The organism is Streptomyces sp. NPDC000404 (assembly GCF_040300365.1).
In the GTDB taxonomy this organism is placed as follows: domain Bacteria; phylum Actinomycetota; class Actinomycetes; order Streptomycetales; family Streptomycetaceae; genus Streptomyces; species Streptomyces ramulosus.
In genome coordinates, this window is record NZ_JBEPDN010000013.1 from 38,836 (window position 1) to 59,184 (window position 20,349).

General features: G+C 71.6%; 20 protein-coding genes. 9 read left to right on the top strand and 11 right to left on the bottom strand.

Annotated elements, in window-relative coordinates:
• Positions 1–90 precede the first annotated feature (90 nt).
• From ABT345_RS24405 to ABT345_RS24435, 7 genes are all read left to right on the top strand, one after another.
• The gene (locus tag ABT345_RS24405) at positions 91–1,509 is read left to right on the top strand and encodes a DUF6177 family protein (protein ID WP_345091605.1); all 1,419 of its coding nucleotides are present in this window, start codon (positions 91–93) and stop codon (positions 1,507–1,509) included.
• Between the two features lie 197 nt (positions 1,510–1,706).
• Positions 1,707–2,039: a hypothetical protein gene (locus ABT345_RS24410; RefSeq protein ID WP_345091608.1), complete on the top strand. Its 333-nt coding sequence runs from the start codon at positions 1,707–1,709 to the stop codon at positions 2,037–2,039.
• A gap of 46 nt (positions 2,040–2,085) precedes the next feature.
• A complete protein-coding gene (locus ABT345_RS24415; RefSeq protein ID WP_345091611.1) occupies positions 2,086–2,397 on the top strand; it encodes a pore-forming ESAT-6 family protein in 312 nt (103 codons plus the stop codon).
• 142 nt (positions 2,398–2,539) lie between these two features.
• Positions 2,540–2,992 (top strand): DUF6507 family protein, encoded by a 453-nt coding sequence (locus ABT345_RS24420; RefSeq protein WP_345091614.1) that lies wholly within the window; start codon positions 2,540–2,542, stop codon positions 2,990–2,992.
• Positions 2,989–5,511, top strand: a complete 2,523-nt coding sequence (locus tag ABT345_RS24425) for a hypothetical protein (RefSeq protein WP_345091616.1) — start codon at positions 2,989–2,991, stop codon at positions 5,509–5,511. The genes ABT345_RS24420 and ABT345_RS24425 overlap by 4 nt, the downstream gene beginning before the upstream one ends.
• Before the next feature lie 13 nt (positions 5,512–5,524).
• The gene (locus tag ABT345_RS24430; protein WP_345091619.1) at positions 5,525–6,169 is read left to right on the top strand and encodes a hypothetical protein; all 645 of its coding nucleotides are present in this window, start codon (positions 5,525–5,527) and stop codon (positions 6,167–6,169) included.
• A 393-nt stretch (positions 6,170–6,562) separates the two neighbouring features.
• Positions 6,563–6,868 (top strand): tyrosine-type recombinase/integrase, encoded by a 306-nt coding sequence (locus tag ABT345_RS24435; protein WP_345091623.1) that lies wholly within the window; start codon positions 6,563–6,565, stop codon positions 6,866–6,868.
• 3 nt (positions 6,869–6,871) lie between these two features.
• Here ABT345_RS24435 and ABT345_RS24440 read toward each other — a convergent pair whose 3' ends face one another.
• On the bottom strand, positions 6,872–8,248 hold the full coding sequence (locus ABT345_RS24440) for a C39 family peptidase (RefSeq protein WP_345091626.1): 1,377 nt from the start codon (positions 8,246–8,248) through the stop codon (positions 6,872–6,874).
• A gap of 244 nt (positions 8,249–8,492) precedes the next feature.
• On the opposite strand from ABT345_RS24440, the gene ABT345_RS24445 reads away from it, so the two are divergent.
• Both ABT345_RS24445 and ABT345_RS24450 read left to right on the top strand, forming a co-directional pair.
• Complete coding sequence (locus ABT345_RS24445; protein WP_345091629.1) at positions 8,493–9,077, top strand: AAA family ATPase; 585 nt, start codon at positions 8,493–8,495, stop codon at positions 9,075–9,077.
• Positions 9,078–9,558: 481 nt separating this feature from the next.
• Entirely contained in the window at positions 9,559–11,436 is a 1,878-nt protein-coding gene (locus ABT345_RS24450) for an AAA family ATPase (RefSeq protein ID WP_345091632.1), read from the top strand.
• 49 nt (positions 11,437–11,485) lie between these two features.
• Here the strand turns inward: ABT345_RS24450 and ABT345_RS24455 are convergent, their stop codons facing one another.
• The 10 genes from ABT345_RS24455 to ribD all read right to left on the bottom strand — a co-directional run bounded on the left by ABT345_RS24455 (position 11,486) and on the right by ribD (position 20,185).
• On the bottom strand, positions 11,486–12,640 hold the full coding sequence (locus ABT345_RS24455) for a hemolysin family protein (RefSeq protein WP_345091635.1): 1,155 nt from the start codon (positions 12,638–12,640) through the stop codon (positions 11,486–11,488).
• Positions 12,637–13,992 (bottom strand): hemolysin family protein, encoded by a 1,356-nt coding sequence (locus tag ABT345_RS24460; protein ID WP_345091637.1) that lies wholly within the window; start codon positions 13,990–13,992, stop codon positions 12,637–12,639. The genes ABT345_RS24455 and ABT345_RS24460 overlap by 4 nt, the downstream gene beginning before the upstream one ends.
• 189 nt (positions 13,993–14,181) lie before the next feature.
• On the bottom strand, positions 14,182–14,634 hold the full coding sequence (locus tag ABT345_RS24465) for a PH domain-containing protein (RefSeq protein ID WP_345091640.1): 453 nt from the start codon (positions 14,632–14,634) through the stop codon (positions 14,182–14,184).
• A 46-nt stretch (positions 14,635–14,680) separates the two neighbouring features.
• Positions 14,681–15,529, bottom strand: a complete 849-nt coding sequence (gene hisG / locus ABT345_RS24470) for an ATP phosphoribosyltransferase (RefSeq protein WP_345091643.1) — start codon at positions 15,527–15,529, stop codon at positions 14,681–14,683.
• A 51-nt stretch (positions 15,530–15,580) separates the two neighbouring features.
• Positions 15,581–15,853, bottom strand: coding sequence for a phosphoribosyl-ATP diphosphatase (locus tag ABT345_RS24475; protein ID WP_345091646.1), 273 nt, complete (start codon positions 15,851–15,853; stop codon positions 15,581–15,583).
• Between the two features lie 140 nt (positions 15,854–15,993).
• Positions 15,994–16,479: a 6,7-dimethyl-8-ribityllumazine synthase gene (gene ribH, locus ABT345_RS24480; protein WP_345091650.1), complete on the bottom strand. Its 486-nt coding sequence runs from the start codon at positions 16,477–16,479 to the stop codon at positions 15,994–15,996.
• A 50-nt stretch (positions 16,480–16,529) separates the two neighbouring features.
• On the bottom strand, positions 16,530–17,816 hold the full coding sequence (locus ABT345_RS24485; protein ID WP_345091652.1) for a bifunctional 3,4-dihydroxy-2-butanone-4-phosphate synthase/GTP cyclohydrolase II: 1,287 nt from the start codon (positions 17,814–17,816) through the stop codon (positions 16,530–16,532).
• Complete coding sequence (locus tag ABT345_RS24490; protein WP_345091655.1) at positions 17,813–18,466, bottom strand: nicotinamide mononucleotide transporter family protein; 654 nt, start codon at positions 18,464–18,466, stop codon at positions 17,813–17,815. Before ABT345_RS24490 ends, ABT345_RS24485 begins: the two co-directional genes overlap by 4 nt.
• The gene (locus tag ABT345_RS24495) at positions 18,463–19,089 is read right to left on the bottom strand and encodes a riboflavin synthase (protein WP_345091658.1); all 627 of its coding nucleotides are present in this window, start codon (positions 19,087–19,089) and stop codon (positions 18,463–18,465) included. The genes ABT345_RS24490 and ABT345_RS24495 overlap by 4 nt, the downstream gene beginning before the upstream one ends.
• A gap of 1 nt (position 19,090) precedes the next feature.
• Positions 19,091–20,185, bottom strand: a complete 1,095-nt coding sequence (gene ribD / locus ABT345_RS24500; RefSeq protein WP_386459901.1) for a bifunctional diaminohydroxyphosphoribosylaminopyrimidine deaminase/5-amino-6-(5-phosphoribosylamino)uracil reductase RibD — start codon at positions 20,183–20,185, stop codon at positions 19,091–19,093.
• Positions 20,186–20,349: the final 164 nt, after the last annotated feature.

Genomic DNA, 20,349 nt, shown 5'->3' on the forward strand with positions numbered 1-20,349 from the left:
GGGCACCCCCGCACGCCCGCGGGTGACACGACGCACGGCATCGGCATCGGCATCCCTGCCACGAACGACGAAGGACCGGACGACTACCCCATGACCAAGGACGTCATCGCCCTCACCCGGCGCATGCCCACCCCGGGCGCCGTGCTCACCGGCCTGCTCTCCGGGGGCCCCGACACGCTCGTGGACACCACCGGCGAAGGCGCCGTCGTGCGGCTCTGCGACGACGAGGGCCGACCTCTCGTCGCCATCGAGGCCCCGCTCCTCGTCCAGGTCGCGGGCGAGGCCGAGCGGCTGCTCGGCGCCGCACCGCCGCCCGTTCCGTACTGGTGGACCGAGGCCCGCGCCACCACCGGCGTCGCACACGCCGAGCGCCTCGCGGGCACCTTCGCGGCCCGGCTCGCCGCACTGGCCGACGGCTCCGCCTGGCCACCGGAGGCCGCACACTCCCTGGCCGTGGTGAACACCGAGGGCGTGCGCGCGACGCCCGCACCCGCCGCGGAGCAACCCACCGTCGACGTCCTCACCGACAAGGTCGCCGTCGTCATCCAGGACCGCCCGGTGGTCGCCATGACCGCCTGGCTCTCCGACGCCTACCGCGCCGCCGCCACCGCAGAGCTGGGCCTCCAGGTCGTCACCCCACCGGGAACCACCCTCTCCCCAGCCGTACGCGACAGCCTCAGCACCTGGCCCTCCCGCTGGGTCGTACGCGACGAACGCGACGGCTACTACGACGGACTGACCGGAGCCGTACTGCGCTGGCAGGACGGCATGTTCGCCCCCGTGGCCTCTGCCGACGCGACCGCCGACGACCCGCGCACCCCGGTGGCCGCCACCTACCAGGAGGTGGTGGACAGCGGCGAGCGTCAACTGGCCGTGACCTTCCGCACCGTCCACCCGGCGGACGACCGCCTGGTCCTCGGCGGCGCCCTGGAGGCGATATGGCGCGAACTGACCGGCGCGCCGCCAGCCGGGTGGGGAACGGCCGAACCAGCCAATCTCCCCTGGTCGCAGCGTCAGATCACCGACCTCGCCCGCGAGCGGGCACCCGAGCCGACGTGGTGCGTGGTGGTCGGCAGCCCGGACCGGCCGGGCCTCGCCACGGTGCGTATCAGCCGGACGACGTCGGGCGTCGAGGAAGACGTCACGCTGATGTTCGGCTACGGCCCCGGCGAAGAGCCCCCGGTGGACGCCTTGCCCCGCGCGGCGGAGCTGCTGGCCACCCGCCACCGCCTCCAGTCGATGCTCGTACAGCTCCGCAAGGCCCGCCGCGACCTGGCGGTACCACCCCGCTTCGAAGGCCCAGGAGTCCCCCTCGCCTTCGTCCTAGGCGCGGACGAGGTCCGCCAGATGCCCGACGACCGCGCCCGGCACACCCCGCTGTCGGAACCGCCCGTCCCCCTCGGCCCGAAGACGCACCCGGCGATGTACTACCGGCTGCCGGGAGACCCGTCGGATCTGTCGGGCTGGCAGGACTTCGAGCGCCTGGTGCGGCATCTGAAGGGCGAGTGAGCGGGCCTGGAACGGGTGGGCCGACGCTTCGGGCCTCCCGGCCGGCCTCGCTGCGGCGGGCGGGCAACCGGACACCGGCAGCTCTGAGCCGTTGTCACACCCCGGTCGTAGCATCGGGAGAGCAGATTGCAGCAGTGGACCGGCGCTTGATAGGCATAACCGTACAAACGATCGTCACGTTCAGCAGGGGGAGCCGGATGAAGTTCGACATGGGAGCGCAGACGCTCTCGACGCTGAAGTCGCGCTCGCAGGGGTCCAGCACGGAGTTGGGGACGTTGATCCGCCAGCTCGTGCAGGCGGCCGAGCCGCTGGAGGGCAAGTTCAACGGCTCCGGCAAGGCGGCCTTCGACGCGTTCAAGTCGCACGCGGACGAGATCACCGCGGAGTTGAACAGTGCGCTGGCCGGGATCGTGGGCGGCCAGTCGGGCATGGAGACGGCGTTCAGCTCCGGTGTCCAGGAGCAGGCCGACAACGCCCGGACGCAGATGTCGGCGGCGAACTTCGACGCGGCCCGCTTCTCGGGCCGCTGACAGCCCGGCCAGGGCGCGTACTCAGATCTCAACGGGGAGGAATGTGATGACCGCAGGCAAGGACCGCCGCTCGTACGACTCGGGCGCATCGTCGGAGGCACAGGGCAACATCCAGGCGGTGATCGCGCGTCTGGAGCAGGTGATCGCGGCGCGCGACGGGCAGGTGAAGCAGGCCATGGCGGATTTCACGGCCGACGGCGTCGCCGACGAGTACCACGGCAAGGAGGTGCGCTGGAACCGTGCCTCGCAGGAGGTCCAGAGCATCATCCGCCTGCTCAAGACGACGCTGGAGAAGAACGACGCGACCGCGCACCACACGCTCCAACGCGCGAAGGCCGCGGTCGACAACATCGGCTGAACAACCGGCCCGGCACACCGGAAGCAGAAGCAGTTTTCACGGTGCGCCGTCGGGTTGTCAGCTATGAGGGGGACGGGGGCCCGCCGCTGCGGTTGGTGGCTGCGCGGTGCGGCAGAGAGGTATGCAGGAGGCGGGGGCGTTCATGGCGTCGTGGGACATTCAGCCGCAGGGTGTGCAGGGCCAGTTGAAGGTGGTCGGCAAGCATGCCGAGGACCTCGGGGACGTCCTGCGCGCGCTGCTGGCGGACATGCAGGAGGCGGCGCAGGCGGCGGGTACGGCCGTGCCGGGCTCCCAGGCCCAGGTGCTGCCGAGCGGGCAGCCGGTGGCGGCGGGGTACAAGCCGGTGGGGCCGGTGGCGCCCGGTCTCGTGCCGCACGGCGCGACGGGGCCGGTCGCCGTGGCGCTGGCCGAGTACGCGAAGGAACGCCAGTCGGACTTCAAGGCGATGGCCGACCGTTGCCAGGCCGCCGTCCTGGGCGCGGCGAAGGCCACCAATGAGTACGTCGAAGGCGACCTGGAGGCGGCCAGGAACGCCCAGAACGCCGCCCGAGCTGTGCGGGTGGACGCTTTGAAGGGCTTCGGGGGGAAGAAGTGAGTAACGCTCCGGTCGATCCGGCCGAGGTACCGGTCTTCACCGGCGATCTGGACCTTCTCGAATCCAAGGTGAAGGCGCTGTCCCACAGCGCCCCCAAGGTCCAGACCGCCGGCTCGGACGTCCACAAGTCCTTCGGCGGCCTGTCCGCCTTCTACAAGGCACCCGAGGCGGAGCAACTGTTCGCCGTCACCAAGCCCGTGGCGGACAAAGCACACGACGTCAGCTCGGACGTGCGCGTCATCGCCAAGGCCCTGGGCACCTACGCCCACGAGATCACTCCGCTGGTCAAGCAGCTCGATCAGCTCAAGCGGGACGCCGCCGCTTTCCGCCACAAGGTCGCGGGGGACGACGACTGGCGCGAGGACGGCGACCTGACCGACGAAAACCTCAACCGCCGCAACAAGATCGCCGAGGTCTGGACCGCTTTCCAGGCAGCCGAACGCGACTGCCACGCCAAGATCGTCGCCCTGGTCGGCGGCAAGAAACTGCACGCCATCGGCGGCTCCCACAAGACGGGCTACGGCTACCACGCCGACGATCTCAAGCAGTCCGAGCACCTGCCCTGGGGCGACGCGGTCGAGGAATCCGTGCCGTGGTGGAAGGTGTGGCGACACGCCTACGACTTCGGCAAGGGCGTCATCGTCGACGGCGTATGGGGAACCATCAGAGGCCTGGGCACCCTGCTCTGCTTCGACGGCTGGGACGCCGCCGGCCAGGCCTGGACCGGCCTGGCCAAGCTCTCCACCGGCATCACGATCACCACCCTGCCCATCCTGGGCACCGCATTCCTCGCGATCCCGGGCGACAAACTCCCCTCCTGGCTAAGGGACTCCCGCACCGCCATGAAGGAGACCGGCAAGGCCCTCGTGGCCTGGGACCAATGGGAATCCAACGCCCCCCGAGCCGCCGGCGCCGTCACCTTCAACGTCCTGACCGCCGTCTTCACCGAAGGCGCCGGCGCCGCCGCATCGGGCGCAGGCAAGGCCGGCGCCGCCGCCAAGGTCGTGTCCTTCGCCGGCAAGGCGGGCAAAGCCATCGACCCGATGACCTACGTCTTCAAGGGCGCAGGCACGGGAATATCAAAGATCAGCGCCGTCATGGCCCACCTCAAGGACGCCGGCCACTTCAAGATCCCCCAGATCTCCGAAGGCGCCTTCAGCCTGCCCGAGGGCTCCGTCCAGATGGCCGACGGCACGATCCAACTCCCCAAGGAAGCCACCGTCCCGGAAGGCGCCACCAAACTCCCCGACGGCAACATCAAACTGCCCGAAGGCACGACTGTCCTCCCGCCGCACACGGTGAAGGACCCCTTCACCGGGAACTACACGGACGCCACCGGCAACCTCTACAGCAAGGACGGCAACCTCCTCCAGGACGCCGAGCACGCCCCCAAGGGCGCGTCTGCCTCGGGCGCGGACAGCCCACGGATCGAGACACCGGTCCACCAGGAACAACGGGTGCCGGCCGGGGTCGGCGGACGAGGCGACGACGTCATACGCGTCGGTTCAGATACGTCCGAACCGGTACACACGGGCAACAATGCAGGCCACGGCAGGACCGGACCAGGCGACTACACCCCCACGGACCACACCGACGGCCACGGCGCCCCCGGTGGCGACGCCGGGAACCACATACCTACCAACAGCCTGGACACCAACCCTCCGAGTGGCGGCAGCCGCCCCTCGGACACCACGCCAGCGGGAGAAGATCACGGCACCGGAGATGCACAAGGTGTCCCGCACCAGGAGAGTCACAGGAACGGAACACACAGCGACCATGACGAGGCGGTTTCGTCCGACGTCGACTCAACGAGTGGCGGTGGGTCGGGCGATGATGTCCGCGGGGCGGCCGGCCCAAGCACCCCGGATGAGCAACCCTCCGTGCATCTGCAAGGCGACAGCGTTGCACAACAGCCACTGGGCAAGATGGCCCCCGAGCAGGAGGAAGCGGTCACGGCGTCCCTGGTTGATTCGAAGGTGCCTCCGGTGGACCAGGAGCGGATGCTGACCCAGCTCCGAAAGTCAGGATACGGTGCAGCCATTGCCGATTACATCGCCAACGGAAGGTTCTCTCACCTCCCCGGCTATAAGGACCTGATCTTCCAAGTGAAGCAGAAAGACATGATGCCAGCTGTCCATCAGGCGCTGGAACATGCAGCTGAACTGCAGGCCAAGAACGTGGGGAACATAGAATTTGAGCTGAAACTACCAGAACAAAACCTTGATCTGGACGTTCTGGTCAGGTCTGAGAACGGCATCGAGTACGGCGCTCAACTCAAAGATCTGGAGAGCGTCAAGGGAATCAAGTCGGCAGTAACGAAGATTGCAAAGATGCAACTGGCAGGGCCCGGCGTGAAGGTAAAGGTTGCAGTTCTCGACATTTCTGACACCAAGAGTGCATTGACAGAGCGAGCACTGAACGCTGTCCAGAGGGCCGCAGATCGAACCAACGCCTCCTTCGAGCTAAGATTCCAAGACGGCTCTCTCACCGTATTCCCAACCAATGCAACTACACCATAAGGAAACAAACTTCATGTCAACTCTGATGCGCGCACCGAGGGAATGCGGCTCATGGTTCTGGGATCTTGAGGACGTCACCGCGCCAGGGCTGGAATCAGCTCTTGAGACGGCCGCGCGCATGTCTGCCCTCCTGCGGGAAAACAAGCTACTGGAGCCTATCTCCTTGGAATGGAGCTGGTTCGAAGTCGGCAAGGGAGGGCTCGGCATTCACAGTCGCCTCGACGTCTTCGGGCGCTCCTTGGATGACGTCGGAATCGCCGAACAGGTGCGAGCATGCCAACCAGCACGCTACCCTTCAGCGGAAATGTCAGAGATTAAGGTGGTGGGTTCCGGTGTCTGGCTCGACGCTGAAGGAAAATGCCATCGCGAGCCTGGCCTGGTCGAAATCAGCGTATCCCCCGACCTCATCGGCCCCTCGGCGGAACTCTCAGTTTTCCATGACGTATGGAGCTCATGCGATTTCAGCGGGAGGCCACATCCCGCTGTGCACGCACAAAATGCCCCACGCCTAGCAGCAGCACTGCGCAGCTTGGACGCATTGCTGAGAGTTGCAGCCGAGCCCGGCGAGCCGACCTATTTTGGGGTTGCCGAGGGCTACGGGATCAAGACCCCTGACATCATCGACGGGCTCGGCCCTGACCTGACCGACCTGCTCTGACTCGCCCTTCGGTTTCAGGGATTTTTTGAGCAGCTCAAGGGCGGGCAGCGGAGCGGCGTCCTAGCCATTAACAGCTCCGGCCCGATCCCCGTTCATCCAGCCCACACGAACCTGCGCAGCATTCTCGTGCGACCACCTGACAAAGTGCGCCACATCGCATTGCTGGCGAATGGCATTCGGGCCTGCATCGCTCTCCTCATGTCGCTGCCGGAAGGTATCGGCCAGGTGGGTGTGGCGCTCCCCCCACCGTTCGGGGGCTGCTGACGTTGCAGGCACAGCATGGCGTGGCGGACCACGTCGTGGAAGAAATACAAGCTATAGCCCACGGCATCGGGCCGCGTCTGGAACCGGCCGTACTCCGATCACTTCCCCACCGTCAATCAACAGGGCGGAATGACCTACCCCGGACTTGTCCGTGTTTCCTGGGACCGAACCATCAAGCGTCTGGGACTCCGCGCGTACACACCACACGACCTCCGTCACAAATGGGCAACCCTGACTTTGACGAACGGAGTCGCCATTCACGAAGTGTCCCGCTGGCTCGGGCACCGTTCCATCAAGGTCACGGTCGACCAGTACGGGCACCTCACCCAGGACGGACGCGAGCGCTGCCGCCAGGTGGTGACGACGACCTTCCGGGACCGCCTCCCGCAGGAGCCGGCGGTCCACCAGGAACCGGCGATCCACCTGGCGGCATGACCGCTACACGATCCCGAGATCCCGCAGAACGCGGTGCTGAGCTGGTGCCGGGTTCACGGGGAAGTACACGTAACACACTCCCCCGCTACCGCTCTTGACCTGGCCTTTTGCGTCGTACCGCTTCGTTCGCAGCCAGATGTTCTCGAACTCGCGGCGGCGGTAGACGCGGCGTACGGCCGGGTCGTTGGGGGATGCGGGGTCGTTGGCGATGACGTCGCCGTCGGGGGTGAAGCCGATGACGGTCATGAGGTGGCCGGCGGTGCCGTAGCCCGCGCCGGTGAGTTCGGGGGCGAGGAAGGACTGGGAGGTGATGACGGGGATGCCGGCGGCGATGAGGTGTTCGGCGTCGGTGAGGGAGGTCAGGCGGGTCACCGCGGACCGGAGGCCGGGGTAGGTGGCGGCGTAGGCGGCGTTGAAGGGCCAGTTGCCGCAGCCCTGGTACTGGTTGTCGTAGGTGCGGCGGGCGGCGTGGCAGACCTGGGGGTCGGCGTAGGAGGGATCGACCCAGGCGAGGTCCTCGGGGGCGGGGTGGTGGCCCCAGAACTCGATGATCATCTGGGAGGAGGTGGGGCTGCACCACGCCTCGCCGCCGTTGTCGTACTCGGGGTACTGGCCCTTGTGGATCTCCTGGGAGTAGCGCGGTACGGCGAGTTCCCGGCCGGTGGCGGGGCCGGGGGCGGAGGCCGGGACCTCGAAGCGGGCGGGGATGTCCGAGCCCATCGCGCCGAGCCGGTGCACGGTGGGGGTGGCGGTGGTGCCCGGGGTGCGGTGCAGGGTGACGCGCAGGGCGTAGGCGGTGAAGCGGGTGCCGCTCGCGGCGTCGTCGATCGCGAGGGTGTCGGTGGAGACGCTGCTGCGGCCGTCCTTCTGGTCGTCGACGGAGGTGCGGCGGATGTCCGCGTCGCCGTCGCCGGAGGTCCAGCGGCCCATGACGTACCAGGGCGTGTGGCCGCCGTCGGAGTAGGCGGCGCGGACCTCGACGGTGATCCAGGTGCCGGGCGGGGTGTGGGCGTTCCAGGAGGCGATGAGTTCGGTGGCCGGGACGGCGAGGGTGTGGCCGGGGCCGGTCCAGGTGGCGTACTCCCAGGTGGCGGTGGTGCCGGTGTGCGGGTCGTGGTACTCGGCGGTGCCGGCGGGGGCCAGCAGACGGATCCCGGGGCAGGCGGACGGCGCGGGGCCGGTTCCGTCGTGGGTGCCGCGCGCCCAGTCGGCGGCGGTGGTCCAGGAGTGGTGGTCCACGGTTCTCCTCGGGCGGGCCGTCCGCGGCGCGGGCCCGGCGCCCGTGGGGTGCGGTGCGGCGGCCGCGGCGGGGGCCGCGGTGGCCGCGGCCGCGGCGAGTGCGGCGGCGAGGACGGTGCGGCGGGACGCGGAACGTGTCATCGGGATTCCCCCAGTCGGGTGCGGCGTACGGAAACGCGGGCGGTGCGGACGGCGGACGGAACACGGTCGGGCGGCCCCCGGAAGGCGTACGCGCACCGGGTGCCGCAAAGGGGCGGGTCGCCTGGCGCGGCGCCCGTGCGGGCAGGGGTCAACTATCTCCGGTACCCCTGCATTTCGGCCAGCGGTCGGACGCGCGTCGCCGGGCCGATGTGAGCGGCGGACACCGGGTACGTACGCTGGCGCGATGAACGACGCCCTGGCCCCGCTCGCCGCCCGCCTCGCCGCGCTCCCGCCGTCCTGCGGCCCGGTGCGGGTGATCGGGGTGGACGGGCACGCGGGGTCGGGGAAGAGCACCTTCGCCCGGCGGCTGGCCGCGGCGCTCGGCGGCGCGCCGGTCGTCCGCACCGACGACCTGGCCTGCCACGCCCGGCTCTTCGACTGGGCGGAGCGGTTCCGGGAGCAGGTGCTGGCGCCGCTCTCCCGGGGCGAGCGGGCGCGGTACGAGGTGTACGACTGGGTGCGCCGGGAGTACGGCGAGGTGCGCGAGGTGGCGCCGGAGCCGGTGGTTGTGGTGGAGGGCGTGGGTGTCGGGCGCCGGGCGCTGCGGCCGCAGCTGGCCTGTCTGCTGTGGATGGAGCTGGCGGACGAGCCGTCCTGGGAGCGGGGGCGGCTCCGGGACGGGGCGGCGCTCACGGAGTTCTGGGATGGCTGGATTCCGGCGGAGCGGACGCACTTCACGGCGGATCCCTCGCGTCCGTACGCCGACCTTCTGGTGCGGCAGGGAACGGTGGGGTACGAGGTGATCGAGGGGCCCGGTTCGGCGACCTGAAGGAACGTCACCTTTACGCTGTGTCACCGGACTTGGGAGAAGGTCGGGTATCGGGTGGTGAGGACCCGCCGACTGCCCAACTCGGCTTGACCTGGGGGGCGTACAGGACTTACGTTCTCATTGTGCGGCTCACGGAGTCGCCCGCAGACGCGAAGCCCCCGGTTGTTCCCCCGTGATCGGGGGCTTCGTTCTGCCCACACCTCCCTTTTCGCCGCTCTCGGCGCCCTCTCCCCCTCACCGTGGGTCACCGTCCCGTTCGCGCCGTGCGCGCCCCCTTCTGCCCCCTTCCGCACATCCCCGCTCGCCCCCTACGGCCTGCGGCGACACCCCGGGTACCATGCGAGTCGGTGCCACGGCAGGGGCGTGCGAGGGGCCGGTGACGGCTGCGGGGCGGCGGCAACTCCCGTACGGCGTACGGCGCTTCGGCGGTGGCGTGGCGGCCGGTCGGCGGGACACCGGGGCACGTTCTGTGGGGGATGCGATGGACTTGGGTACACCGGGCGCGCCGCCCGCCCCGGCCGAACTCGCCTGGCTGCGCGCGGTCGACGCCTATACCGTCGGCGCGTATCCGCAGGCCGAGGAGGAGTTCCGGGCCGCGGTAGGGATGGATCCGACGATGGCCGACGCCTGGCTCGGCCTGCACGCGCTGCGCGCCGACACCTCGACCGCGCTGCTGCGGATGCACCGCCACCGCGACCGCTTCGGCGAACAGCGCACCCGCCACCGACGCCCCCTCAACTCCTGGTACTGGCTGGGCTGGTGGGTGCAGCCGGTGCTGGAGAGCCGCCGGGATCTGCTGCTCGCGCACGCCTCGCACTGGCTGGACGGCCGTCATGTCGCGGAGCTGGACCAGGCGCTGGCCGGCTGCCCGCCGGTCGACGCCGACCCGCAGGTCCGCTTTCTGCACGCCTGCCGCGCCTACCTCGTCAAGGACTGGGAAGCGCTCGTACGCCACACCGAACCGCTGCTGGACGATCCGGTGCTGGGCATCGAGGCCGGGCTGTTCGGCGGGATGGCGCGGGTGCGGCTGGAGATGTACGGGCAGGCGGCGCCGCTGCTGTCGGCCGCGCTGATGCGGTGCCGCAGCGAGCAGCCGCAGCGCAAGGAGCTGCGGTACTGGCTCGCCCGCGCCCACGAGGGCACCGGCCGCAGCGCCGCCGCGCTCCCCCTGTACCGGGCGGTGCACCGCGTCGACCGGACGTTCATGGACACCGCGGCGCGGCTGGCCACCATCGCCCAGGCCGACGGTCTGGAGGAGGGCGGCGACCTCGCGACCGTGCCCGCCGCGGGTCAGGAGGCCGGGCGCGATCCCGATCCGCTCGCTCCGCTCGACGCCGTCGACGGCTGGGAGGCGGTGGCCGGTGAGGCCGGCTTCCCGGAGGCGGCGGGCGCGGTGCCCGATGCGGCGTCCGCCGCGCGGCGCAAGGCGGCGGTGCCCGGGCAGCGGGCCGCCGGGCGGACGGCCGGGCCCGCCGATCCCGTGCTGCTGGAGCAGGCGCTGGCGGAGCTGGAGCGGATGGTCGGCATGGAGCCGGTGAAGCGGCAGGTGCGGGCGCTCTCCGCGCAGCTGCGGATGGCCGGGCTGCGGGCCGGGCAGGGGCTGCCGGTGCAGCCGCCCAAGCGGCACTTCGTCTTCTCCGGCCCGTCCGGCACCGGCAAGACGACGGTGGCCCGCATCCTCGGCCGGGTCTTCTACGCGCTGGGCCTGCTGGGCGGCGACCATCTGGTGGAGGCCCAGCGCGCCGATCTGGTCGGCGAGTTCCTCGGCCAGACCGCCGTGAAGGCCAATGAACTGATCGACTCGGCGCTCGGCGGCGTCCTCTTCGTCGACGAGGCGTACAGCCTCTCCAACACCGGCTACAGCAAGGGCGACGCCTACGGCGACGAGGCGCTCCAGGTGCTGCTCAAGCGGGCGGAGGACAACCGCGACCGGCTCGTCGTCATCCTGGCGGGCTACCCGGAGGGCATGGACCGGCTGCTGGCCGCCAACCCGGGGCTGTCGTCGCGGTTCACCAGCCGGGTCGACTTCCCCAGCTACCGGCCGGGCGAGCTGACCGCGATCGGCGAGGTGCTGGCCGAGGAGAACGGCGACCGCTGGGACGACGAGGCCCGCGACGAGCTGCGCAGCATCAGCAGCCACGTCGTCGACCAGGGCTGGATCGACGAACTGGGCAACGGACGCTTTCTGCGCACCCTCTACGAGAAGAGCTGCGCCTACCGCGATCTGCGGCTCTCCACCTGGCGCGGCACCCCGGGCCGCGACGACCTCGCCACGCTCCGGCTGCCCGATCTGATCCAGGCGTACGGCGAGGTGCGTTCGGGGCGCGGGCCGGACGCGGCGGGGCCCGCCCCGCTCTGACCCGCGCGGTGCGCGGCGGCGGGACGGGCCCCTTGACCCATCGGCCGGATCAGCCGGTCAGCGCGCGGTCCCCGTCGGGGCGTCCGGCGGCCCCGGGTGCCTCGGCGCCGGTGGCGTCCGGTGCCGGAGCCGGGACGGGCGCGGCCGCGTCGCGGGCGCCGTGCGAGGGCGGCTCCGTGCGGTGCGCCGGGTCGTGGACCTCCCCGACCAGCTTCTCCAGGACGTCCTCCAGCGCGACGAGACCGAGCACCCGGCCGGTGGGCCCGGCGACCGCGGCGAGGTGGGAGGCTGCCCGGCGCATCGCGGTCAGCGCGTCGTCCAGGGGGAGTTCGGCGCGGAGCGTGGTCATCGGGTGCCAGATCCGCTGCGGCACCGCGCGGTCCCGCTCCTCCAGGTCGAGGACGTCCTTGACGTGCAGATAGCCCATGTACGCCCCGCCCGGCGCGCAGACCGGGAAGCGGGAGTAGCCGGTGGCGACGGTCAGCTCCTCCACCTGGCGCGGGGTGACCGTCGCATCGACGGTGACCAGCCGGGCGCGGTCGAGGAGGACGTCGGTGACCGGGCGGCTGCCCAGCTCCAGGGCGTCGGCCAGCCGCTCCTGTTCGGCCGGGGCGAGCAGACCGGCCTGTCCGGCGTCCTCGACGAGGTGGGTGAGCTGTTCGCTGGTGAAGACCGCCTCGACCTCGTCCTTGGGCTCGACCCGGAAGAGCCGCAGCACTCCCCTGGCGCAGGCGCCGAGCAGCGCGGTGACCGGGCGGCAGAGCCGGGCGAAGGCCACCAGCCCCGGGCTGAACCACAGCGCGGTCTTCTCGGGCGCCGCCATCGCGAGGTTCTTCGGCACCATCTCGCCGATGACGAGGTGGAGGAAGACCACCACGGCCAGCGCGATGGCGTAGCCGAGCGGATGGATCAGCGGGGCGGGCAGGTGGACCGCGGCGAAGAGCGGTTCCAGCAGCCGGGCGACGGTCGGCTCGGCGACGGCGCCCAGGGTCAGCGAGCAGACGGTGATGCCGAACTGCGCGGCGGCCATCATCTGCGGCAGGTTCTCCAGCCCGTGCAGCACCTGACGGGCCCGCTTGGAGCCCTCGGTGGCCAGCGGCTCGATCTGGCTGCGGCGGACGGAGACGAGGGCGAACTCGGCGCCGACGAAGAAGCCGTTGGCGAGGACGAGGAGGACGGCGAGGAGGAGTTGCGCGAAGGTCACCGGGCGGCCTCCGCCCCCGCGCCGGCGGTCTCCCGGGCGACGCCCGCGGGGACCGTCCTGACCAGCCTTATCCGCTCGGCGCGGTGGTGCGCGACCAGCCGCACCCGCAGCCGCCAGCCGTCGAGTTCCGCGGTGTCACCGGGGGCCGGGATCCGGCCGAGTATGTGGGCGACCAGCCCGGCGACGGTCTCGTACGGGCCGTCGGGGGCCGCCAGGCCGATCCGCCGCAGGGTGTCGACGCGGCAGCCGCCGTCGGCGTCCCAGGCGGGACGGCCGTCCTCGGCGGGTGCCTGGGCCAGCTCGGGCAGGTCCACCCGGTCGTGTTCGTCGCGGACCTCGCCGACCAGTTCCTCGATGATGTCCTCCAGGGTGACGACGCCTGCGGTGCCGCCGTACTCGTCGACGACGACGGCTATCGGCGCCTCGCTGCGCAGCCGCTCCAGCAGCGGGGCGACGGGCAGCGTCGCCGGCACCTGGAGCGGCGGCACGGCGATCCGGGCGGCGGGCGTGCGCAGCCGGTCGGGCGCCGGGACGGCCAGCGCGTCCTTGAGGTGCACCATGCCGATGACCTCGTCGAGGCGGGCGCGGTAGACCGGGAAGCGGGACAGGCCCGTGGCGCGGGTGAGGTTGACGACGTCCTCGGCGGTCGCGGACGCCTGGAGGGCGCTGACCCGCACCCGGGGCGTCATGACGTTCTCCGCCGTCAGCTCGCCGAGCGCGAGGGTGCGGACGAAGAGGTCGGCGGTGTCCTGCTCGATGGCGCCGGCCTGCGCGGAGTGCCGGGCGAGGGAGACCAGTTCGCCGGGGGTGCGGGCGGAGGCCAGCTCGTCGGTGGGCTCCACGCCGAGGGCGCGGACCAGGCGGTTGGCGACGGTGTTCAGCAGGGTGATCACCGGGCGGAAGAAGCGCGAGAAGGCGTTCTGCGGGCCGGCGACGAAGCGGGCCACCTGGAGCGGCTTGGAGACCGCCCAGTTCTTCGGCACCAGTTCGCCGACGACCATCTGGACGGCGGAGGCGAGGAGCATGCCGGTCACCACCGAGATGCCGGACACGGCGCCGCGGGGCAGCCCGGTCGCGGTCAGCGGCCCGTCGAGGACGGCGGCGAGCGCCGGTTCGGCGAGCATGCCGACGACGAGGGAGGTGATGGTGATGCCCAGTTGGGTGCCGGAGAGCTGGAAGGACAGCTCGCGCAGGGCGGCGACGACGGTGGCGGCGCGGCGGTCGCCGTCGTCGGCGGCCCGCTCGGCGTCGGCCTTCTCGACGGTGACGAGCCCGAACTCGGCGGCCACGAAGAAGCCGTTGGCCAGGATGAGGACGAGCGCTGCGAGGAGCAGCAGGAGGGGGCCGGTCATGCCGCCGCCTCCGTCGTATCCGGGGGGTCGCAGGGGGCGGCGGAGGTACTACAGGACGATCCGTCCATTGCCGGAGGGAGTCACTCCTCAGGTCGCAGTGGCCCCGGGCAAGGGGGCGGGCGCGGAGGGCGCCGTGGGGAACAGGGTAAACAGGGGGTGCCGGTTACGGCAGGGCCACCGGACGGCGGGTCAGGCCGTGGCGGGGCCGCCGGTGCCGTGGAGTTCGGCGAGGTCGCGCAGGGCGCGGGCGTCGCGGATGGCCTGCTGGCGGGCGATGCCGGGCTGGATGCCCATCGCGGGCAGGCTGGTGCCGTCGGCGAGGTCGAGGTGGACCCAGGCGTCGCCCTGCCGGAGGTTGACGCGCAGCACCTGGGCCCAGGCCAGCTCGCGGCGGGTGGTGAGGTTGACGACGGTGACGCCCTCCTGCCGGGCGACCACCTTGGGGCGGGCGAGCAGCAGGAGGACGGCGAGGACCAGCAGACCGGTGAAGACGAAGCTGATCCGCTCCCCGCCGGACAGCTTGGGCAGCGCCACTCCGATCGCGATGAGGGCCGCGAGCTGGGCGAGGCCGACGAGGTACAGGACGACCCGGGTGCGGGTCGGCCGGAAGGTCACCGGCAGGGCGGGGAGAGGCGCGGACACGTCGTGGGTCTTCCGTCGGAGGTGGTCGGGCTGGGCTGCGGGGCCGTCAGAGGCGGCAGGCGTGGATGCCGGTGGTGAGGATGGCGCGGGCGCCGAGGTCGTACAGCTCGTCCATGATGCGCTGGGCGTCCTTGGACGGGACCATCGAACGGACCGCGACCCAGCCCTCGTGGTGCAGCGGGGAGACGGTCGGCGACTCCAGGCCCGGGGTGAGCGCGACGGCCTTCTCGACCTGCTCGACGCGGATGTCGTAGTCCATCATCACGTAGCGGCGGGCGACGAGGACGCCCTGCATCCGGCGGAGGAACTGACGGACCTTCGGGTCGTCGGCGGGGGCGCCGGTGCGGCGGATGACGACCGCCTCGGAGGTGAGGATCGGCTCGCCGATGATCTCCAGTCCGGCGTTGCGCAGCGTGGTGCCGGTCTCGACGACGTCCGCGATGATCTGGGCGACACCGAGCTGGATGGCGGTCTCGACGGCGCCGTCGAGGTGGACGACGTCGGCGTCGACGCCGTTGTCCGCGAGGTGCTTCTTGACCAGGCCGGAGAAGGAGGTGGCGACGGTCATGCCGCCGAACTCCTTGACGTCGGTGGCGGTGCCCGGGCGGGTCGCGTACCGGAAGGTGGAGCCGGCGAAGCCGAGCTGGAGGATCTCCTCGGCCTGCGAGCCGGAGTCCAGCAGCAGGTCGCGGCCGGTGATGCCGATGTCGAGCTTGCCGGAGCCGACGTAGACGGCGATGTCGCGGGGGCGCAGGAAGAAGAACTCGACCTCGTTCTGCGCGTCGACGAGGACCAGTTCCCTGCGGTCCTTGCGCTGGCGGTAGCCGGCCTCATGGAGCATCGCCGACGCAGGCTCGGACAGTGAACCCTTGTTGGGGACAGCGATGCGCAGCATGAGGTGCTCTTCTTCCTTCGGTGGGTGAGGTGGGGCGGGGCGAGCGGGGGCTCAGAGGTGGGCGTAGACGTCGTCGAGGGAGATGCCCTTGGCGATCATCATGACCTGGAGGTGGTAGAGGAGCTGGGAGATCTCCTCGGCGGCGGCGTCGTCGGATTCGTACTCCGCGGCCATCCACACCTCGGCGGCCTCTTCGACGACCTTCTTGCCGATCGTATGGACCCCGGACTGCACCAGTTCGGCGGTCCGGGAGGTGGCGGGGTCGCCGTTGGCGGCCTTCTGCTGGAGCTCGGCGAAGAGCTCCTCGAACGTCTTCTTGGACATGGTGCTCCATACCCTAGCGGGCAATGTCGCTGCGGCGCGCAGCGCCTCGGGTGAAGGGTGGGGGTGGGCGACGGGCGGGGGCGCAGCGCCTCGGGTGAAGGGTGGTGGCGGGCGACGGGCCCCGTGCGGGGCCCGTTCCGTCAGCGCCAGGGTTCCGAGACCGTCCGCAGGGTGGCGGCGGTGGCGACGGCCGCGGTGACCGCCTCGTGGCCCTTGTCCTCGGTGGAGCCCGCGAGGCCGGCGCGGTCCAGGGCCTGTTGTTCGGTGTCGCAGGTCAGCACGCCGAAGCCGATGGGGACGCCGGTGTCGACGGCGACCTGGGTCAGGCCCTGGGTGACGCCCTGGCAGACGTAGTCGAAGTGCGGGGTGCCGCCGCGGATGACGACGCCGAGCGCGACGACCGCGTCGTAGCCGCGTCCGGCGAGGACCTTCGCGACGACGGGCAGTTCGAAGGTGCCGGGGACCCGCAGCAGGGTCGGTTCGTCGATGCCGAGGTCGGTCAGGGCGCGCAGGGCGCCGCTGACCAGGCCGTCCATCACCTGCGCATGCCACTGCGCGGCGATCACGGCGACCCGCAGGTCCCGGCAGTTCTTCACGGTCAGTTCGGGTGCGCCCTTGCCGCTCACGGTTCTCCTCGCATGGGTGGTGGTGTCGTCGGGGACGGTCGGAAGGTGCGTTACCGCTGCTCGCTCGGGGAGTCGAGCCAGGGCAGGTCGTGGCCCATGCGGTCGCGCTTGGTGCGCAGATAGCGGAGGTTGTGCTCCCCGGCCTGGACGGGCATCGGCTCGCGTCCGGAGACGGTGAGGCCGTGGCGGGCCAGGGCGGTGATCTTGTCGGGGTTGTTGGTCAGCAGGCGGACCGAGCGGACGCCGAGGTCCTGGAGCATCTGGGCGCCGGCGGCGTAGTCGCGGGAGTCGGCGGGCAGGCCCAGTTCGAGGTTGGCGTCGAGGGTGTCGCGGCCGCGCTCCTGGAGTTCGTACGCCCGCAGCTTGGAGAGCAGGCCGATGCCGCGTCCCTCGTGGCCGCGGAGGTAGATGACCACGCCGCGCCCGGCCGCGCTGATCCGTCCCAGCGCCGCCTGGAGCTGCGGGCCGCAGTCGCAGCGCAGCGAGTGGAAGACGTCGCCGGTCAGGCACTCGGAGTGGACGCGGACCAGGACGTCCTCGCCGTCGCCCAGCTCGCCGGCGACCAGCGCGATGTGTTCGACGCCGTCGACGGTGGAGCGGTAGCCGTACGCGGTGAACTCGCCGTGCGCGGTCGGCAGCCGGGTGGTGGCCTCGCGGCGGACGGTGGGGGTGGAGCGGCGGCGGTAGGCGATCAGGTCCTCGATGGAGATGATCGCGAGGCCGTGCTTGCGGGCGAACGGCACCAGCTCGGGCAGGCGCAGCATGGTGCCGTCCTCCCCGGCGATCTCCACGATCGCGGCGGCCGGGCGGAGTCCGGCGAGGCGGGCGAGGTCGACGCCGGCCTCGGTGTGGCCGCTGCGGACGAGGACGCCGCCGGGGCGGGCGCGCAGCGGGAAGATGTGGCCGGGGCGGACGAAGTCGCCGGGCGCCGATTCGCCGGAGGCGAGCAGCCGCAGGGTGGTGGCGCGGTCGGCGGCGGAGATGCCGGTGGTCACGCCGTGTGCGCCGGTGGCGTCGACGGAGACGGTGAAGGCGGTCCGCATCGACTCGGTGTTGTGCTCGACCATCTGCGGCAGCGCGAGGCGGTCGAGTTCGGCGCCCTCCATGGGCGCGCAGATCAGACCGCGGCACTCGCTCATCATGAACGCGACGATCTCGGGGGTGGCCTTCTCGGCGGCGAGGACGAGATCGCCCTCGTTCTCGCGGTCCTCGTCGTCGACGACCACGACGGGGCGGCCGGCGGCGATGTCGGCGATCGCCCGCTCGACGGGGTCGAGGGTCAGGTCCGCGGCGTCGTCGGCGGCGCCGGGCTCGTACCAGCTCTGCAGTGCGGTCATGCCGCGGCTCCTTCCAGGGCGGTGGCGGCGCCGGTGCGCGAGCGCAGCCACCAGTCGCGCAGGCCCCACATGACCAGCGCGAAGTAGACGACGTAGACGAGGCCGGAGAAGGCGAGGCCGCTGCCGAAGGCGAGCGGGACGCCCACCAGGTCGACGAGGAGCCAGGCGAACCAGAACTCGACGAGCCCGCGGGCCTGGGCGACCATCGCGGCGAGCGTGCCGACGAAGATGTACGCGTCCGGCCAGGGGTTCCAGGACAGCTGCGGGACGAGGGTGAAGAGGCCGCCGACGGCGGCGGTCCCGGCGGCGGTGCCGGCCAGCAGCAGGCCGCGCTCGCGCCAGCTCGCGAAGCGGACGGCGATGGAGCCGTCCTGCGCCTGCCGGCGGCCGCGGCGCCAGGACCGCCAGCCCCACAGGGCGACGACGATGACCAGCAGCTGCTTGCCGACGCCGCCGCTGAGGTGGGCGGAGGCGTAGGCGGCGACGAGGATGACGCCGGAGAGGAACTGCGCGGGCCAGGTCCAGATGGAGCGGCGCCAGCCGAGGGCGAGGGCGGCGAGGCCGATGGTGTTGCCGATCATGTCGGACCAGATGACGTGCTGTCCGAAGAGGGTGAACGCCTCGCCGTTGAGCCAGGTCGTAGCGGTCACCGGACGGCTCCTTCGGGTGTGGTGCCGGTGGCGCGGCCCGGGCCGAGCAGCCGCTCGACGTACTTGGCGAGGACGTCGACCTCCAGGTTGACCGGGTCGCCGGCCTGCTTGATGCCGAGGGTGGTCAGGGCGAGGGTGGTCGGGATCAGGCTGATGGTGAAGTGGTCGTCGGCGGCGTCGACGACGGTGAGGCTGACGCCGTCGACGGTGATCGAGCCCTTCTCGACGACATAGCGCGCCAGCTGCGGCTCCAGCGTGATCTTCACGATCTCCCAGTGCTCGCCGGGGACGCGCTCGGTGATCGTGCCGGTGCCGTCGACATGGCCCTGGACGAGGTGGCCGCCGAGGCGTCCGCCGAGCGCCATCGGGCGCTCCAGGTTGACCCGGGAGCCGGTGGTCAGCGCGCCGAGGCTGGAGCGGTTCAGCGTCTCGGCCATCACATCCGCGGTGAACTCGCCGTCCGCGGTGTCCACCACCGTCAGACAGACGCCGTTGACGGCGATCGAGTCGCCGTGCCGGGCGCCGTCGGTGACGACGGGGCCGCGCAGGCGGAAGCGGGAGGAGTCGCCGAGGTTCTCGACGGCGGTGACCTCACCCAGTTCTTCGACGATTCCGGTGAACACGTCAGATCTCCTCGTGCGGGGTGTGGCGGACGGGGGTGGCGGTGATCCGCAGATCGGGGCCGAAGGGCACGATCTCGGTGACATCGAGTCGCAACGCGTCGGTGAGGGTGGTGATTCCGGCGTCGCCGACGGCGGCGGGCCCGGCGCCGAGCAGGACCGGTGCGAGGTAGGCGACGACCTTGTCGACGGCGCCCGCGGCGAGGAACGCCCCGGCGAGCGTCGGGCCGCCCTCCAGCAGGACGGAGCGGACGTCGCGGGCGTACAGCTCGTGGAGCAGGGCGGTGATGCGCAGGCCGCGGCCGGTGGCGGCGCGTGGCAGCCGTACCAGGGGCGCGAGGCCTTCGAGGTGGGCGGCGTCGGCGTCCTCGGCGACGGCGATCAGGGTGGGTGCGGTGCCGTCCAGGACCCGGGCGCCGGGCTTGACGGCCGAGGCGCCGGAGTCGACGACGACCCGCAGCGGCTGGGTGACCTCGTCGTCGGTGAGGCCGGTGACGCGGGCGCCGAGCTGCGGGTCGTCGGCGCGGGCGGTGCCGGAGCCGACGACGACGGCGTCGGCCTGGGCGCGCAGCCGGTGGACGTCGGCGCGGGACTCGGCCGAGGAGATCCAGCGGCTGGTGCCGTCGGCGGCGGCGATCCGGCCGTCGAGGGTGGCGGCGTACTTCCACAGGACGAAGGGGCGGCGGAGCCGGACGGAGGTGAGCCAGGCCTCGTTGCCGGCGGCGGCCTCGTCGGCGAGCAGTCCGCTCTCGACGTCGATGCCGGCGGCCGCGAGGGTGGCGGCGCCGCCGGTCGCGGTGGGGTTGGGGTCGGGGACGGCGTAGACGACGCGGGCCACCCCGGCGTCGATGAGGGCCTGGGCACAGGGGCCGGTGCGACCGGAGTGGTTGCAGGGCTCCAGCGTGACGAGTGCGGTGCCGCCGCGGGCCCGCTCGCCCGCTTCCGCCAGGGCGTGGATCTCGGCGTGCGGGCCGCCGGCGCGCCGGTGCCAGCCTTCGCCTGCGGTGCGGCCTTCGGCGTCGAGGATGACGCAGCCGACGACGGGGTTGGGGCTGGTGTGCCCGAGCCCGTGGGCGGCGAGTGCGATGGCGCGGCGCATCGCCGCGGTCTCGACGGGGGCTTGGGTGGCCACCGGGTCCTCCTGCCTCTTCGGGCACGGACTCCGGGGCTGCCTGGATGGCAGAAGCGGAAACGAACGACGGCGGACACGCCGCGGAAAAGGAAAGCCCGCCCGGGAAAAATGCACCGGACGCACCACCAGCG